General features: G+C 36.2%; 12 protein-coding genes. 5 read left to right on the forward strand and 7 right to left on the reverse strand.

Annotation, left to right across the window (positions count from 1 at the left end; translation table 11 throughout):
- Positions 1-138 precede the first annotated feature (138 nt).
- Positions 139-894: a LytTR family DNA-binding domain-containing protein gene (locus tag J7604_RS04955; protein WP_293891964.1), complete on the reverse strand. Its 756-nt coding sequence runs from the start codon at positions 892-894 to the stop codon at positions 139-141.
- Complete coding sequence (locus J7604_RS04960) at positions 891-3,947, reverse strand: sensor histidine kinase (RefSeq protein ID WP_293891967.1); 3,057 nt, start codon at positions 3,945-3,947, stop codon at positions 891-893. Before J7604_RS04960 ends, J7604_RS04955 begins: the two co-directional genes overlap by 4 nt.
- A gap of 235 nt (positions 3,948-4,182) precedes the next feature.
- On the opposite strand from J7604_RS04960, the gene J7604_RS04965 reads away from it, so the two are divergent.
- Positions 4,183-4,629: an ester cyclase gene (locus tag J7604_RS04965; protein WP_293891970.1), complete on the forward strand. Its 447-nt coding sequence runs from the start codon at positions 4,183-4,185 to the stop codon at positions 4,627-4,629.
- Positions 4,630-4,846: 217 nt separating this feature from the next.
- On the opposite strand, the gene J7604_RS04970 is transcribed toward J7604_RS04965, so the two are convergent.
- The 5 genes from J7604_RS04970 to J7604_RS04990 form a co-directional block, all read right to left on the reverse strand.
- On the reverse strand, positions 4,847-6,445 hold the full coding sequence (locus tag J7604_RS04970; protein ID WP_293891973.1) for a transferase: 1,599 nt from the start codon (positions 6,443-6,445) through the stop codon (positions 4,847-4,849).
- A 169-nt stretch (positions 6,446-6,614) separates the two neighbouring features.
- On the reverse strand, positions 6,615-10,385 hold the full coding sequence (locus J7604_RS04975) for a glycosyl hydrolase family 8 (protein WP_293891976.1): 3,771 nt from the start codon (positions 10,383-10,385) through the stop codon (positions 6,615-6,617).
- A 262-nt stretch (positions 10,386-10,647) separates the two neighbouring features.
- Complete coding sequence (locus J7604_RS04980) at positions 10,648-12,105, reverse strand: nicotinate phosphoribosyltransferase (protein WP_293891979.1); 1,458 nt, start codon at positions 12,103-12,105, stop codon at positions 10,648-10,650.
- A 216-nt stretch (positions 12,106-12,321) separates the two neighbouring features.
- Positions 12,322-13,233, reverse strand: coding sequence for an NUDIX domain-containing protein (locus tag J7604_RS04985; protein WP_293891982.1), 912 nt, complete (start codon positions 13,231-13,233; stop codon positions 12,322-12,324).
- Positions 13,234-13,404: 171 nt separating this feature from the next.
- Positions 13,405-14,103 carry an NUDIX domain-containing protein gene (locus J7604_RS04990; protein ID WP_293891985.1) on the reverse strand — a complete coding sequence of 233 codons (699 nt, stop codon included), beginning with the start codon at positions 14,101-14,103 and terminating at the stop codon, positions 13,405-13,407.
- A 252-nt stretch (positions 14,104-14,355) separates the two neighbouring features.
- On the opposite strand from J7604_RS04990, the gene J7604_RS04995 reads away from it, so the two are divergent.
- The 4 genes from J7604_RS04995 (at position 14,356) to J7604_RS05010 (ending at position 17,089) form a co-directional block, all read left to right on the forward strand.
- Positions 14,356-14,709, forward strand: coding sequence for a DnaJ domain-containing protein (locus J7604_RS04995; protein ID WP_293891988.1), 354 nt, complete (start codon positions 14,356-14,358; stop codon positions 14,707-14,709).
- Between the two features lie 38 nt (positions 14,710-14,747).
- Positions 14,748-15,479, forward strand: a complete 732-nt coding sequence (locus tag J7604_RS05000; RefSeq protein ID WP_293891991.1) for a PspA/IM30 family protein — start codon at positions 14,748-14,750, stop codon at positions 15,477-15,479.
- Between the two features lie 63 nt (positions 15,480-15,542).
- Complete coding sequence (locus J7604_RS05005) at positions 15,543-15,980, forward strand: phospholipase D-like domain-containing protein (protein WP_293891994.1); 438 nt, start codon at positions 15,543-15,545, stop codon at positions 15,978-15,980.
- Between the two features lie 89 nt (positions 15,981-16,069).
- Positions 16,070-17,089, forward strand: a complete 1,020-nt coding sequence (locus J7604_RS05010; protein ID WP_293891997.1) for a hypothetical protein — start codon at positions 16,070-16,072, stop codon at positions 17,087-17,089.
- The last annotated feature ends 22 nt before the right edge of the window (positions 17,090-17,111 follow it).

A 17,111-nucleotide genomic window follows, 5' to 3' on the forward strand; every position in this document is an offset into this window, starting at 1 on the left:
TTCAAAACTATAATAGTGATATAATATTGATTATTCAATCAGGCAAAAAATGAATAAAAAACAACAGGTATATGAATATCTATCGCATTAACACAGTTTTGAGACGCCAGCATGGCGTCTCTGCGAATGGACAATGAATTAGATCCCCAAAATCCTGAGTAACTGTTCTCTTTTCCTCACAGAAACAGGTACTTGAGAATTATCAGACATTACTGCATATCCACCTTCTGTTTTAACATATTCCTTCAAATGCTTTAGATTAATGAGGTGTGAATGATGAACACGTAGAAAGCCATCTCCTTCCAGCATCTCATCAAACTCTTTAAGAGTCTTGGTTACCAGAATTTGCTTATGATTCAAAAGATAAAATAAAGTATAATTCTTCTGGGACTCACATTGAATAATATCCGCAATATTTACAAGCTGTACTTTATCTATACTGTTAAGCGCAATTCGCTTCGAAGAAGTTTGCATCCCCTTGATGTTCTCAAGCAGCAGACTTAAATTTTCAGTAAGTACATCTTTAGGTTCGCTTCGTTTAATTTTCTTTACAGCTTGTATCAGGTCATCTGGATCTACTGGTTTCAGAAGATAATCAATTGCACTGAATTTAAAAGCTTTAATTGCAAACTCATTATACGCTGTTGTAAATATAATCTGAAATGTAACAGCACCCTCTCGCTTCATCTTATCAATCAAATCAAATCCACTGCCATCTGACATTTTAATATCAAGAAAAACTACATCAGGCATTGTAGCTTTTATAAGCTTCATCCCAGTTTCTACACCATCCGCTTCTCCTATTATATCAATTTCCGGACAATAGGTTTTTATGTCACTTCTCAAAGCCACTCTGGCTTTCTCAACATCATCAATAATTAAAGCCTTTATCATAATTGCTGAAATGGAATAAACAATTCTACTCTGGTACCTGTAGGCTGCCCGTTCTGACTTTTAATATCTGTAATCTGAATTTTCATTTCCTTTTGATTCAGTTTCCTGTTCAAAATATTTAAACGTTCTTGAGTTACTGAAATAGCTGCAGATTTATGTTTTGTAATTGATTCATCTTCCAACATCTTTGCCTTTTCTCTTCCTACTCCATTATCTTCAATAGTACATTTCAAATACTCTCCTTCAATATTAAAAGAAACAATTACTAATCCTTTTGTTGATTTTGCAGCTAGACCATGAATAATTGCATTTTCAACAAATGGTTGTATTAACATCGTAGGTAATCCAGTAAACTCTTTATCTATCGCATCTTCTACATCAACCTGAAAGTCAAATCTATCTTCTCTGCTAAGTTTTTCAAGTTCAACATAATTTTGCAATGAAGCTATTTCATTTTCCAAACTAATGAATGAATCCATTGAATTATCTAGCATGGTTCTCATAAGCTTGGAAAACTTAGAAAGATAAATCTTTGCTTCATTGTTTTTGCTTTCTGCAATGAGACCTTTTATCGAATTCAGACAATTAAATAAAAAGTGAGGATTCAACTGCATACGCAATGCTTTCTGTTCCAATTCCAGCAAACTTCTATCAGTTTCAAGTTTTAATCTTTCCCTTTCATTCTGCTCCCGAATGCGCCTTAATGCATATCTTCCGGCTAATATTAGAACTATTATTAACCCGATTAAAACAATAGTTGTAAACCACAAAGTTTTCCAGAAAGGGGGATTTATCACAAAATGAAACTTTGCCGGTGTTCTTGACCAAATCCCCAATTCATTGGAAGCAACTACTTCAAATGTATAATCTCCTGCAGGTAAATTGGAATACACGGCTTCTCTTTTCTGTGAAAGAGGAGACCAATCCTGATCAAAGCCTCTAAGTTTCCATTTATACTGAACAGCTTCAGGATTCACTTGTTCTATTCCAATAAACTCAAATGTCAGATGGTTCTGGTCATAAGGTAAGACAAGGTGTTCAGGAACAGGATACCATTTTACAAGGCTTTTTCCAAAAGATGTATTCTCTATATGATTATAAAATAAATTCATTCCTGTTATATGCACTAATGGCTGCTTTACAGGAAGCTCTTTTGCACTATTAAATACTGTTGCAGACTTTATACTGCCAAACCAAATATTACCTTCATGGTCTTTATATACAGCATTCTGAATGGTTTCTATTCCGACAAAACCTTCTGCTTTACCGAAGTGCCTGACAGCTCCAACAATTAGATCGCCATCAAGCTCAATTCTATCTATTCCTTTTTCACTTCCCGCCCAGAGACTTCCTTCATTATCAAAAATTAAAGAATATATGTTATTGGATGTTAATCCATGAGAATTATTTATAAATGAAAATTTCCCTTCATGAAATTTAATAATCCCAGCATCAGCTGTTCCAAAGTATAGATTACCGTTTAAATCTTTTGCAGAACAACGGATAGAGTTGCTTCTTATCCCATCTGTAACCTCATAGTTTGTAATTTTCAGCGCAAGGTTTTCACCAAGTTCTATCTTCGAAAGTCCATTATCAGTACTCCCAGCCCATATGGTTCCTGAGTCATCCTTTATAAGTGTATTATATCTGTCTCCCGATAATCCATCTTTTCTTGTTATATGCTTTATCTTAAATGTATTTCTATATGGAATCATACAATCTATACCACCTCCTGCAGTGGCTAGCCAGATCAAACCACTTGTGTCGCAAAAGATATAGTTGATAAAATTACTACCAAGACCACTCTTCTTATTAAACCCTCTGAATGATTTTCCATTATAAAGATATACACCATCAGCGATAGTACCCATCCAAATATTTCCCTTATTGTCTCCACAGATATATTTTACCTTTGATGCCGTAAAACCATTTCTTTCTGAAAATCTTTTAAACACACGTCCGTCATACTTTGTAACTCCTCCCTCAGAAGTTCCGAACCATTTATTCCCTTGCCAGTCTTCGTAAATACTATACACCCAATTTCCAAAAACTCCTTTGATAGCACTATAATGAATAAATCGCTCTGAGCCGAGCTTACTTATTCCTCCTCCTGAGGTGCCAAACCATATATTCCCAAAAGAATCTTTAAAGAGTGACATAACTACATTATTAGCGAGTCCTTCTGCCTCTGTAATATTCTTAACAGATAAGTGTCCTGATTTTTCCTCAATTCTCGCAATCCCATTGGATGTACAAAGCCAAATCGTATTACTGTCTGCTGCCAGACAATCATATATTGTATTTCCAGGCAAGCCTTGTGATTTTGAAAAGTTGTTGATCTTTCCGTTTGATATAACTGATACACCGCCGCTATAAGTACATACCAAAATCCTGCTAAGAGAATCTTGTTTTATACTTGTTATCTGATTTCCTGCTAATCCATCCGATGCGGAGATTTGTTGCATTTCATATTTGCTTCTACCTTTCAGGAATTTATAGATTCCAAAATCAGTACCGGCCCAGATGGTGCCGTTGTTATCTTCAAACAAGCAATTAATTTTAGTTCTGGGAGCATTTAGTTTTCTTCCAAACCTTACTATAGTATCTTTCTCAAAATGAAACAAACCATCAGTAGTACCAATCCAGACAGTACCTTTATGATCCTGAATAAGTGCATTAATAGTAGTGTTGTACAGGCCTTGTTTTTCAGTGTAATTAATGAACTTAATACCATCGTATTTCGATAATCCTTTATCTGTGCCAATCCACAGATTACCTGAATTATCTTTTAAGATTGTTCTCACATAATTGTTGGACAATCCATCCTGTACAGTAATATTTCTAAAGTTAATTCCATCGAAACAGCTTAATCCACCACCTCTTGTGCCAAACCAGATATTGCCATTGTTATCTTCACTAATTGAATAAACCTGAGATTGCGCCAGCCCATCTTCAACAGAAAAATTTCGAAAGTTATACTGCTGGGAAAAGACAGTATTACCGGAGCATAGTAGCAGGAGAATGAGAATTAAAATGGAATATATTGCCTTCATGATAATCAAGGCATAAATTAGAAAAATAAATGCTCTTATTTAAATTCCTGATAAAATTTCCTTTGACAATAAACGGATAAACTTTAAGGAAATTTTAAATATTTTAGCTACTAAAAATTTATTGCAATAACACTATAGATATATTTCTGTTTCAGGCTCAGGTACACCTATCCTTGGAACAGCCATAGCTTCAACAAATCCCAATTCATATCTGTTCTTCTAATAAAGAGTTCTTATGGAAAAGATTGAGATTGTAAAAAAATTTTATAGTTTAATGGAACAGGGGAATTTCGATGAAGCCAAAAGTTATTTATTACCTGGTTTCCAGTTATTAGGTGCTCCGCCTCAACCAATGGGAAAAGAAGAATGGATGGACTTTCAGAAAAAGATGCACATGGGTTGTCCTGATTTTAAATTTAACATCAGAGATTTATCCGAAAGAGGTAATATAGTAAATGGTGTATTACAAGCCAATGGTACCTTCACACATGAAATGCCCAGTCTATATCCTGGCAAACCTGCAATTCAGCCTACAAACAAAAAGGCCATGAATCCAAAAGAAAATTTTGCAGTAACTTTTAAAAACGACAAAATCATAATGGTCACTGTTGAAAGACTTACCAATGGGGGAATGCCTGGATTTCTTAAACAGATAGGAGCTGAAGCTCTTACCTATGCTTAGTTAGTAAAAATCCTGTTTTTCAACAGGATTTTTTTTCTTAATTACTAGCAATCTCTTTTTACAATTGTTTTTCATACCCTGAACCTTAAGGAACATTCAACATTCCTGAATGCTCAACTGTTCATTTATCAAAATTTATCAAAGATGGGTAATAGAAAGATTTTTATACTGCAATTGAAGGCAGAATGTTTATGCTGAACTTACTTAATACACTCTCTTAAATCTTTCTTTCTGCAATCAGAAACATATTGGTTACAGGATATTCCATTAGTTCAAGGTTATCACCTTCAAGCTTATACAACTCTACTTTCCCTTTAAACCTATTCTCAACAATCCACGGATTGGAGAAGGCAACAGACTGTGTATTTATTTCGAATCCTTTGGTTTCCATTTCAGCTTTCCATTCACTGAAAGACCAAAAAGCAAATGTTTCGTGCATCTCACTCATCCAATTGTCTGTGTAATCCTTTTTGGTTATAAACTCAGTCGCATCTCTCAGAGTAAGCTCAATTAAAGATTGACCATTTATCACTTTCTCATGATACTCTAGCTTATAACCTTCCTTCTTCCTGAAGTCTCTTGCAAATCTCTTAAACCTTCCATAAGTAGAAAGTCCTGAAAGGTATTTTGACAATTCGGTTCTATCTGTAAACTCTGCCCCAATGTCATCGTTCCTTCCATCTTCCTTATTCAAGCTCATATAAACGACTTGCTCTTTATTTTCAGGTCCTACAACGTCTCTATTGATCCATACTCCACCGATCACCAACTCATCGTAACGATTTTTGATAAACTTAATCAAGTCTTCTCTGGAGCCATAAGATTCAATTTCATGAGTAAGTGAAGAAGTAAAGATGGTATTCATTGATCTCTGATCAAATACCAATCCGGTTACTGCATTTTTCTGGGCAAAAAATACAAATGGGTTCTGGAACTCTCCGTTATTCTTTCTTTGCTGGCAAATTTCAAACAGGTGTCTCGAAACTTCAATTCCATAAAAATCCGATTCTCTCAAACGTGTATCCTGACAAGCTAACTTGATCCATGACCCAACAGCACAGCCTATATCTCCTATTCTACCGGGCTTCACATGAATTGCCGTATCTTTGTATTTCATCTCTGCGATTTCATCCATTTGTCTCACATAAGAGTTATAATCTCTTGTTGCAGTAATATCTCCATCTTCCCCGACAATCTTATCACTAAACAATGTCCGTACCTTATCGCCCACATTGTAGCGCAACCAAACATTATAAGATGCCGGATGTATTTTACTAAGCAGATGCTTATCCGTTTTCCAGTCCTCTGTTCCCTTCGCAACATGCTCCACCAAATCCCACGGCTGATCAGTATTCATTTTCCAGGTATTAATATCTTCCAGTTCGGCTGGTAGAATTTTATATCCAAGTTTCTGATACATTCCCATCACTGGAGTAGAACACACAACCACTGTATTTTCAGGCTTCATATCTATGTGTCCATCACTTTCATGTTTAATCCTCTTGATTGTATAAGTAGCAAAATCTTCTCTGTTTCCTACATCTTCTACACCATAGATGTACGATGGAATATTAAGGTTATCAGAAAAGCTTTCCAAGGCAATCGCTCTCAGATAGAAAGGCAAAGGATTTCGTCTTGTATTGGAATGATTGGCAGAAGTTACTGCAAAGACTATAGCTTTTATTTTCTCAGCAATACCAAGTGGATTACCATATACATCGGCTTCTTTCTCCAGCCCAGCCTGAATGATTCTATATAAATATTTAAACTGAAAGTCTGTGAGCAACTGATGACGGCCTGGAAAGAGAATGTACATAGAAAGTAAATATTATAGCAAAACAGTGTTAATAAATTTATTCTTATAAAACTGGCGCAATGTACTAATTCTTACAGCAAAGCGGATAAAATCAAGGGATATTATGAAATAAAAAAGGTGCATTGAATCACAATGCACCTTTGCCAATATTATTTATAATATTTACTAATTAATCTATTTTAACCAATTTAATACATTTATTTCCGGATTCTAAATTCAGGATCAAACTATAAACACCAGGAATACAATCTGTATTAATTTTTCCCGAAGTTTTTCCTGATTGCACGGTCTGGCCATTTATATTAACCAAAGAATAGTTTACCTCTTCGTTTAATCCTTCAATTTCTACAAAGTTATTGAAAGGGTTAGGATAATATTTTAAGCCGGGAATACTCCCGTTTGAAATGCCAGCTACAACAGGCATCTCTTTAAGAATCATAGTTCCCAAAAGAGATGGGTTTTGCCAAGCATCATCACTACTAGCAGCCCAGGATAGTTTACCATCTCGCCCACCGCCATTGTCATCATCGTTTACATGAATATCTAATCCATGTAATTGACCTGGAAGTGGTGAAGCTTGAAGTGTTGACCACGGTATTCTTGCCTCAAAAACATATCCATTAGTGGTAGCTTTCATGGAATAATTTATTCCGGTAATAGACCTTCCTTCCGGATTAGAAGATACAGCTGTACTATTCCATTTGAATGTATATTGGACATCGTTGTTTTGATAGGTTGAAGGTTTATTATTTCCTATATCGAAAAATAATTCAATTCCATCATCTTCATAAACAGGATCGCTATCACTGATTTTCACATCATCTGTGATATCTGCTAATAGATAGAAATACTGATCATTCCATAAAACTTTGAATGTTCCTGACAAATCTGCCGCACTAGATACTGTTGGTAATATGACTTTCGAAATACTTTTTGCTCCTATTTCGCTCCATATATTATCTACCTCTCCATCAATTATCGGAGCAGTGGCTGTACGATAGACAGGAAGAAGGTCCAACACATTAACTACAATGGCAGCTCTTGAACTTTCACATCCACCTGTATTAGTCTGACTTACATAATATGTAGTTGTTCCTTCTGTGGACGTAGAAGGTGTCGGTGCTATTGAAGAACCCGTTCCTGAAGTCTGTGTGGTGTACCATTTCAAGTTGGTTCCTGAAGCAGATAACGGCGTAGCTACTTCTGACAATCCGTATATAATAGGAGTCTGAACCGATGGTGCAGAAGGAGCCGCTTTTATAGTAACTACAATTTCTGTCCTGCCACTTTCACAACCATTTCCGATTTGAGATACAAAATAAGATGTGTTACCTGCTATTTGAGTTGAAGGAGTTGGTGCTACAGTAGATCCTGTTCCCTGTGTAGAAGAGGTATACCATTTAAGATTTGTACCTGAAGCACTTAAAGCTGTCGCAGTAGCTCCCTGACAATAAGAAACTGGTGATGTCACTGTTGGAGCAGCCGTTGCCGCACCCACAGACACCGTTATCTGAGCGCGAGAGCTTTCACATGAATTTAAAGTTTGGGTAACCCAATAATTCTGAGTTCCGGTATTTGTTGTAGTAGGTGTTGGTGCTGTAGCGGAAGATGTTCCATTGGTTGCCGCCAGATACCATTTTAAAGAAGTTCCAGTTGCTGTCAATGCAGTAGCAGAAGCTCCCTGACAATAATTTACCTGTGAGGTTACAACCGGAACTGCTGTTTGATTTATAGTGACAGTTATCGAAGCTCTTGTGCTTTCACAATTCCCAGAAGTCTGAGATACATAATAGGATTGTGTACCTGCCGCCGATGTTGATGGTGTTGGAGCCGTTGTGGAAGAAGTTCCACCTGTTGGCAAAGTATACCATTTCAATGAAGTACCTGTTGCGGTTAAGGCAGAGGCCGTAGCACCCAGGCAATAGCTTACAGATGAAGTTACAACCGGAGCAGAACTTTGGATTACAGTTACAGTGATTGTTGATCTTGGACTTTCACATCCACCAGAAGACTGAGAAACATAATAATTCTGAGTCCCTGCCGCAGTTGTTGAAGGGACTGGTGCAGTTGAGCTTGAAGTACCTCCTGTAGATTCTGTATACCATTTTAATGAAGTCCCAGTTGCAGTTAATGCTGATGCGGAAGCTCCCTGACAGTAGCTAACAGAGGAAGTTACAGTAGGAGCTAATGGAGATTGAGATACTGTTACTGTTATACTCGCTCTTGAGCTTTCACATCCACTGGTAGTCTGGGACACATAATATATTTTAGAACCTGCTGCGCTTGTAGAAGGTGTAGGAGCCGTCGTACTTGCAGTTCCTCCAGTTGCTTCGGTATACCACTTTAAAGAGGTTCCTGTTGCTGATAAAGCAGATGCAGCCCCTCCTAGACAATAACTTAAATTTGCAGTTACTGCCGGAGCTTCCGGTAAGGCAGTCACTGTGATGGTTCTTGAAGCTGAAGTAGTTGCGGCATTATCATCATCATAAGCTTTAGCTGTGACAGTCAGGGTTCCAGCAGGGGCATTTGTCCAGTTGAATGAATAAGGTGAAGAAGTAACTGTAGTGATTAATGTAGTTCCATTATAAAACTCCACTTTGCTGATCGTTCCATCCGAGTCAGTTGCATTTGCAACCAAAGAAACGCTTGTACCCTGACACGCTGAAATATCTCCGGAAGGAGAAGTTAAAGATACAAATGGAGAGTTGTTAGTTGTTCCGCCCGTTTGATAAGGATTCCAGAAATTACCTGTCTGAACAAAAAGTCCAATCATTTGAAGGATTTTTGAAAAGTAGATAGGGGCCAGACTATTGTTCTTATTTTCATTATACATAGCATTGCAGAAGGTCTGATGAGCAGATGTATTGGAAGCTGCCAAAGACATAGCCCCAACCATACCGACGAATGCTGAATTATGGTCCCCTGAACCAGTGCCATCATGATTCATTCTATCTCCCCCCTGGACAGAGCCTGCACCACCTTTTCCTATCCATAAATCTGCTTGCTTGTTAATGATTGTTTGCATCCCAGAAGATCCAAACCATATATAATTAGTTGCTTGTCTCCAAGGAGCTCTGCAGGCATCGTATCCAAATTTATCCGGTGCTGTTCCGGACCCTTGACATGAACCACTTGGCTGTCCATCAGGAGTACACCAGTTCGTAGATAAACCGGAAGTAGTATGTGCGTTATTTATAAGCAAACCTTCAGTTTTTGCTACTACATTATCCCAAAATGCATTATCTGCATTTCCATTTTCAGCCATAAACACTTTAAATATCCTTGCATAGCCAGGCGCCTGGTAAGAAGGGTTTCGGCATGCCGGCTTCCACATATCACCATTCTCAAAAGTTCCGTCAGACTTATTGATTTCCCAATCTTTTATGGCCTTTATCAAAGCTACTGCATCGGTTTTATAGTTGTGAGGAGAAGTTGTATTGGGCCATTGATAATTCGCTACTATCAATGCCATGGCAGCATCCAATTCGGCGTCTGTTGCTCCATTCTGATCAGATACAGAGTTACAGCCATTGATTCTCCAGTGCATAACACCATGTGAATTCCTAAACTGCTTATAGTAAGCCCATAGCCTGTTAAAGAGGTCCTTATCTGCAGCATAAGCTGCCAGGAGCATACCATATCCTATTCCTTCAGAAACAGTTTTTGATTGATCGTCCCATTTTACTCTTGCTTTATCAGTTCCACAATTTTCTACATAATCCGTCTTCCATTGATTATATATTGAGGCGATTTCAGATGCTTTGCCATAACTTCCGCTGGTGGGAAGGTTAGAAGGTAATAAACCATATTCATAGGACGAATTGGTTCCGAACGGCTTTGTAGCACCAGATGGTGTATTTATCTGTGCTTGACCTAAGTTGAAGGTCAAGATGATAACAGCAAAAACAGAAAAGACTTTTTCGATTTTGGGATATCTCATTTTCGTTTTTTTTATTGCGGTAGAAAGAATGAAAGATTTATACTTTTTCAAAGGTCAAATGTAACCATTAAAGTATAATTTTTACAAGAAAAACTTGAGCTTTTTCAACTCGTCAATATATTTAACTGATAATAAATAGGATAGTTTAAATATTAGTTTAAAAAAAATGCATTGAAAAGAGTCTCTTTTTCAATGCATTAAAATAAGATTAGAAACTAACCCTTAAAAATTAAAATGTTTTAACATACATTTCCTCCATTCATTAGACATTAACTTTTAATTTGGAATAAATACCTGCATTCTGCCTTACCTCTTCGAAAGTGTATTCTTTTACAACTTTCCCATCTTCAAAAACAGTTTCAAGCAAATCCTTCCTTTCAGGGAACTGGTCAGCATTGACAGTCTGATATCCTGATTCATCTTTAATAAGCTTTAAAACACCGGACTTTGATTTTTTAAAAGAAGGCGCAAGCTTACCATTCCTATCCATTTCAATAGGTGACTTCTTAACATTTCTGCCTTGACCATCTATTTCTGCATAAGCACATTTCAAAGCAAACTTCTGTGTATCTCTATCAACCTTTTGAAGCAAGGCTCCACCCATACCCAATACAAGATTCTCAGCTGAAATTCCATTTTGCCTTAAAGCTTCATAGATATCGATAATAGATTCATAATTGATACCATCACCTTGAATGATCCTTACCTGGGGAGGCAAAACTTTAAACCCCTTTTCATTGGTTTTGTAGCCAAACTGTTTGAATAAAACTTCAAAAACTTTCAATAAAGTCATTACAGGATCTCCTGAATCAGGACGTATTACAAGTACTCCATCTCTTTCAAGTACTTTATCTTTCAACTGATCTCCCCAGTAGTCTTCGCATGCACGGAATATGTTAAAAGAGTCAGAAACACAGGCTACAATCCCGGATGGAAAAGTATCAAGCACATGGCGTAGTACATTCAACTCCCCCTCCTCTCCAAGCAGAGTACATACGGAGTGTTCAGTTGCAGGCACAGACAATCCATAAACCTTATCAGCCCCGTAATATCTTTTTGCAAAAACAGAAGCCTGAATGGTATCACTTCCATTAAAATTTATCAGGTGAGCAAGCCCGCCAATACCACCACTTTCAACAGAACTAACACCTCGGAATCCAAAATCATTCAGAACAAAATCTATTCCCGCTTCGGCACCAGTAGTTGCTGTAGCATTATAATATTTAGTGATGACTTTCTTTATTTCCCTTGATAAAGTTGCCACAGTCATCGGATACCACACCTGCATTAATAAGCTTTCAAGGAAATTAGAAAGCCAGAAACATTTAGAATCTGTGTTTTCAATGGTCATCAAAAGATTGTGAACCAGTACAGCTGTTCCTTCCGGTACTGCCTTTATTCTGACCGGAAGCTTACCTCCGTGTACATTCAGAATATAATCAAAAATACTTCTGTCAAAAACATCATTTCTTCCGAATACCTGATGCATCAATGCTTCTGCTTCATCAATTCCTTCTTTGGTAATTACTTGCCCTTCCAAATATTCTTTAATAAAATATTGCAAACCAAAGAAGACAGTCTCTTCATATTTACCACCCCTGCTTTCGAGGTATGAATAAATTTTAGTTGTTCCTGGATAGTAAAGTTTATGGTGAGAATATTTATAAGCATCTGCTAGCAGTATCAGATTTTCTTTTCTTTTTAATATTGAATATATCATAGCTATTGGGGTTTAGAAAATTTTTTAAAACTATCACTTATACTTAAGTCAAAATCCTTTCTCCGAAAAGAGATGGTCTATCATAAGTTAAATTACTCAGAACCTTGGCTTTGTCATCTCGAGGAATGAGGGATCTAAATTTATTTATGCCTCAGATCCTTCGCAGGGCTCAGGATGACCAAGGAAAGTGTATCCTTCTCAGGTTTAATTTTAAGCTTACTTACTGCTTAAAACTTTACAGTATTTATTGACAAGGAATTGCAACTGAGGAAAGTGTTCATCAACGATTTCATTCTTCTCTACCATAGCAGAGATCTTGTTTAAAGGTATCCATTCAGCTTCATCAAGATCATCTGATCCCTTGATTTCACCATAGACATAGTTACAGCTAAACATAAGAGTTATGATTTTATCAGTCTCTTGCTTATATCTCCAGTCATTAACTTTAAAAGACTTTTCATACTTCATTGCATCCACTTCGACTGGGCCGCACTCTTCATGCAATTCTCTTAATGCAGCTGATTCGTAATCGTTATCTGTCGGATCAGAAAACCCACCTGGCAGACGCCATTTGCCTTCTGAATTTCTTCTTCCCAATAATATCTTGCTATGATCATCTTTAAAAAGAGCTATATCAAGAGTTGCATAAACAGAAGGATATCTGTTGTAATTAGCATAGATTATTCCACAACGGAAGTCTTCTGAATCCATTACTCTGTCGCATATCTGGTCTCTCAGGCTTGTACCGCTGAAATCACTCGTCTGCGGAATTTCCTTCACTTCATTTTTACCAGAATAATAAGGAATAAAACTATCTCTGCTTCCGTAAAGTATACAACGTTCATTGTTAAAAGTGATTGATAACAAAGAATCCAGATTGGCAGACCATGTAGCATCATTTCTGCAATCAGCCAGTGGTAGTACTACAATCTCAGGAAACTCCTTTTTTACCATACGTTCCCTTGTGTAAAAATCCAGAGGGTTTCTGGTACTTCCTTTTACAGAACTAACCCCAAGAACGATCACAACCTTGTTGTGTCTCTCCCGCACATAGTTGATAAGATTGAAGTGCCCTTCGTGCAGCATCGGAGTCTGAAATCTCGCAATTATTACCCCTGTTGTTTTCATAAAAAAAGTGTTTAAATATATATTTGTGTAACTATAACGCAAATTAAAAAGTTAAGTTTAACATTTACAATACATTTTGTGTATTTTTTACATTAACTCTCAAAACTAAAAGCAATTTATTGATTTACAATAAATTTAGTATTCAAAAAATATCTTAAAAAAAAATAAGGCTTATGCATTCATTTCAAATGAAAAGCCATCTTTCTTTAACTTCTGATATTTATCACGATTAAATTTATAGAGATTACCGGGACGTCCCGCAGAGGTAATAGGTGCTTTTTCATCAAGCTCCTCTACAATTCCGAGGCCCATAACTTTTTTCTTAAAATTCCTGCGATCCAGATCCCTTCCAAGGACTGTTATGTATAATTTCTCAAGATCGGAAAAGGGAAATTTAGCAGGCAACAGATCAAAACCTATAGGCTCATATGTAATCTTTCCACGCAGTCTTTCAAGTGCTGTTTGAATGATTGTTTTATGATCAAAAGCTAATTTAGGTAAATGATCCATATTGAACCAAGCAGCATCCTCAGCGTCTGTGCTTGCTGATGGTTTATATGAATCAGGTTTTACAAGACCGAAATAAACTACAGAAACCACACGTGCTCTAGGGTCCCGATCAGGTTTACCAAAAGTATACAATTGTTCAAGATAATTGATTTTTACACCTGCCTCTTCATTCAATTCTCTCATTACTGCATCTTCAAGAGATTCATTGTCCTTCACAAAACCTCCCGGAAGTGCCCATTTATGGATAAAGGGTTCTATCTTCCTTTTTATAAGAAGAACCGAGATACCCGACTCTCTGGAATAGCCAAATAAAACCGCATCAACGGTGATATAGATCTCCTGCTTTATTTTCATTTTCATTAAACTCAATTAATTACTAGCCGTTGAAAATCCTGTTAATCACAATAATCGATTACTTTATTGTAATTCAATTAAATTGATTAAATGATAAATTTATTAGCGATTAATCCCGGTTAAACAAACAATTTATGAATTTTTCGGATTTGTTTTTCATTATTGATGATTATACAATCCACAACAGTCCGGAATGGTATAATTAACTTAAGATTTTTCGTTGTAAGTATTTTTTTATAAATTGGAATACAGTTTTTTATGTTGATAAAAAGATTTCTTAATATCCTAAAATCAAATCTTCCGAAAACAAAACTTTCGAAGGAAGATTTAGAAAATGAAAAAGAGACATTTGAAGAGACTGATCATCCTCCAATAAAGCCAATGGAACCAGGATTAAAGAAAGAAGCAGAATATTATGCCAATCTTGAAATAAAATATGGGGCAGGATTCAGTGAAATTAAAATATCTTATAAAGAACTGATCAGGAAGTATCATCCTGATAAACACGTCCATTCTGAAGAGAAACGCAAAATAGCAGAGGAAATAACCAGGAAATTGAATGAGGCGTATAATTATTTTGAAAAGAAATTTAACGGGAACATTAACCGTTAACCAATAGAATTTAAATCTGATATCTTAAAATTTGTAATATGTTAAACTGGTTCAAAAGACTTTTCAAAATTGGTGAAGCTGAAGCTCACGCTGCTCTGGATAAACTTGAAAATCCAATAAATATGATTGAGCAGGGATTGCGAGATCTTCGTGAAGATTTGAACAAAGGGCTGAAAAGTCTTGCTGAGGTGAAAGCTCTTGTTATAAAGGCGGAAAACGATCAAAAGGAAAAAAATAAAATTGCCCTGGAATATGAGCATAAAGCTGTATTACTATTGCAAAAGGCTCAGACAGGAGGACTTGATCCTTCAGAAGGAGACAGACTTGCGAGCGAAGCTTTGATGAAAAGACATTCTGCTATTTCTCAAATTGAGACTTTAAGTAATACTGTAAGACAATACAATGAAATGGCGTCACAAATAGAGAGCAACAATAAATTGCTTAAAAGTAAAATAGATGGCTGGGAAGGTGAACTCGATACTCTAAAAGCTCGAGTAAAAGTAGCTAAGAGCACTAAAGATTTTAACCAGAAACTTGCAGGACTAGATGCCAATAATACATTAAGAATGCTGGAAAAAATGAAGGATAAGATTAATCAGGAAGAGGCGCTGGCACAATCTTACGGAGCAATAGCGGACAATAATAAATCTGTAGATGATCAAATCAACAAGGCGCTGGAGGGCAGTCTTACACATCCTTTAGTTGCAGATTCACTTGCACATCTGAAAGCAAAGATTGCTCTCGACTCTACCAAAAAATTAGAAAATTAATCCGATCACATAAAGGCCACTATAGGTGGCCTTCTTCCTTTCAGCTTTTCAGGCTGTTTCCTTATGAATAAAGTATTTTTCAGCCCCGGCGAAGATTGTCGCCACGCCATCTTAGAACAACTCAATCAATCCATTTCATCACTTAAAATCTGTGTATTTACCATCAGCGATGATCTGATAACCGACATTATCATTGCCAGACATAAGTTTGGTATTAATGTAAGGATCATTACCGATAATGACAAATGCTATGATGAAGGATCAGATATTGAAAAACTGCACAGATGCGGTATTGAGATTAAAGTAGACAAATCTCCTTATCACATGCATCACAAGTTTGCTATTATTGATAATAAGATAGCTCTTACCGGCAGCTATAACTGGACCCGAAGCGCTGCTTTATATAACCATGAAAACGTTGTATTTACTTCAGATAAGGAAATAGTAAAAGGTTTTAAAGGAGAGTTTGATAAGCTTTGGGATCAGTTGGATGACTATTAAGATAAAATGAATGCCATAAAATCAATTCCGATAACTTTTACCTACTTTATTTAAAAGTGAAATTTAACTCATTAATCATAATCTTATTATTGGCTAATACAATTTGTTATAGCCAGTCTCTTACAATTACTGGAAAAGTATATTCACAGAATCTTACTGAAAAAGTATATTTTACAAAGCCAGGAAAACCATATAGTGCAGATAGATTTATCAAATGTGATTCAGATGGAAAATACACGTTTACAACTCCAATAAACCAGCTTCTTAAAGAGAAATACGATACTTTAGCTTTTTCAACGAAAACTGAAAACGATAATTCATGTCAGTATTTTATATATGTTAAAAAGGCACTAAATTCCTCTCAAGGTAAAAGTGTCAAACTTTACTCAGATCTTGTCTTTTGCCCTGCAGGAAATAGTGATTTGGCATTTGATACTGACCTTAATACACTCCGCAAAAAGTCAGAGACAAAAGATTTCATCGGTGCTTACGACTTGACGATTAAAGATACATTGCGTCATGCAATCCTTCTGGAACCTAAGAATAGATATGAATCTAAGATCTCCAGGAAAAATAAATATATGATGGATTCGGAAAATGGTAGCTGGAAATATGACGAATCCAAGTCCAGGCTCCTGATTGATATTAGTGCTCAAACTAACAAGGAATTAGGGCTCACTAGAGTTGTAAACAAAGTTTATACTTTCGAAATTACAATTCAGGATAGTCTTTTAGTATTTAATTCAAAATCTGCGCAACTGAAAAAAATTGATAACACCCCTTCCCCAACATTGGTTAAAAATATAAGAGAACATCAAAACCCTGAAAATGGAACCTTAAGAATGAAGGGTTGGAACATATTAAAACAATGTGATATAGGGGCTCATCAATTTAAAGGATCTGGAAGAATTGAATATTCAATTAAGGTTAATGAAGATGGATTAATTGAATACATATCTCTTAAAGCTGTGTCCAATGTAAATATACCCGAAGCAAAAGGATTTATGGGTAAAATCAAAAATGAGCTAAAACTGATCAAAAATGGTGACCCTAAAATTGAATATGAAGGCATCTTGAGCTATACTTTTGATAACAAAGAAAATCAATAATTAACCTAATAAAAAAGTCTTC

Source organism: Sporocytophaga sp., assembly GCF_017745095.1.
Taxonomy (GTDB): domain Bacteria; phylum Bacteroidota; class Bacteroidia; order Cytophagales; family Cytophagaceae; genus Sporocytophaga.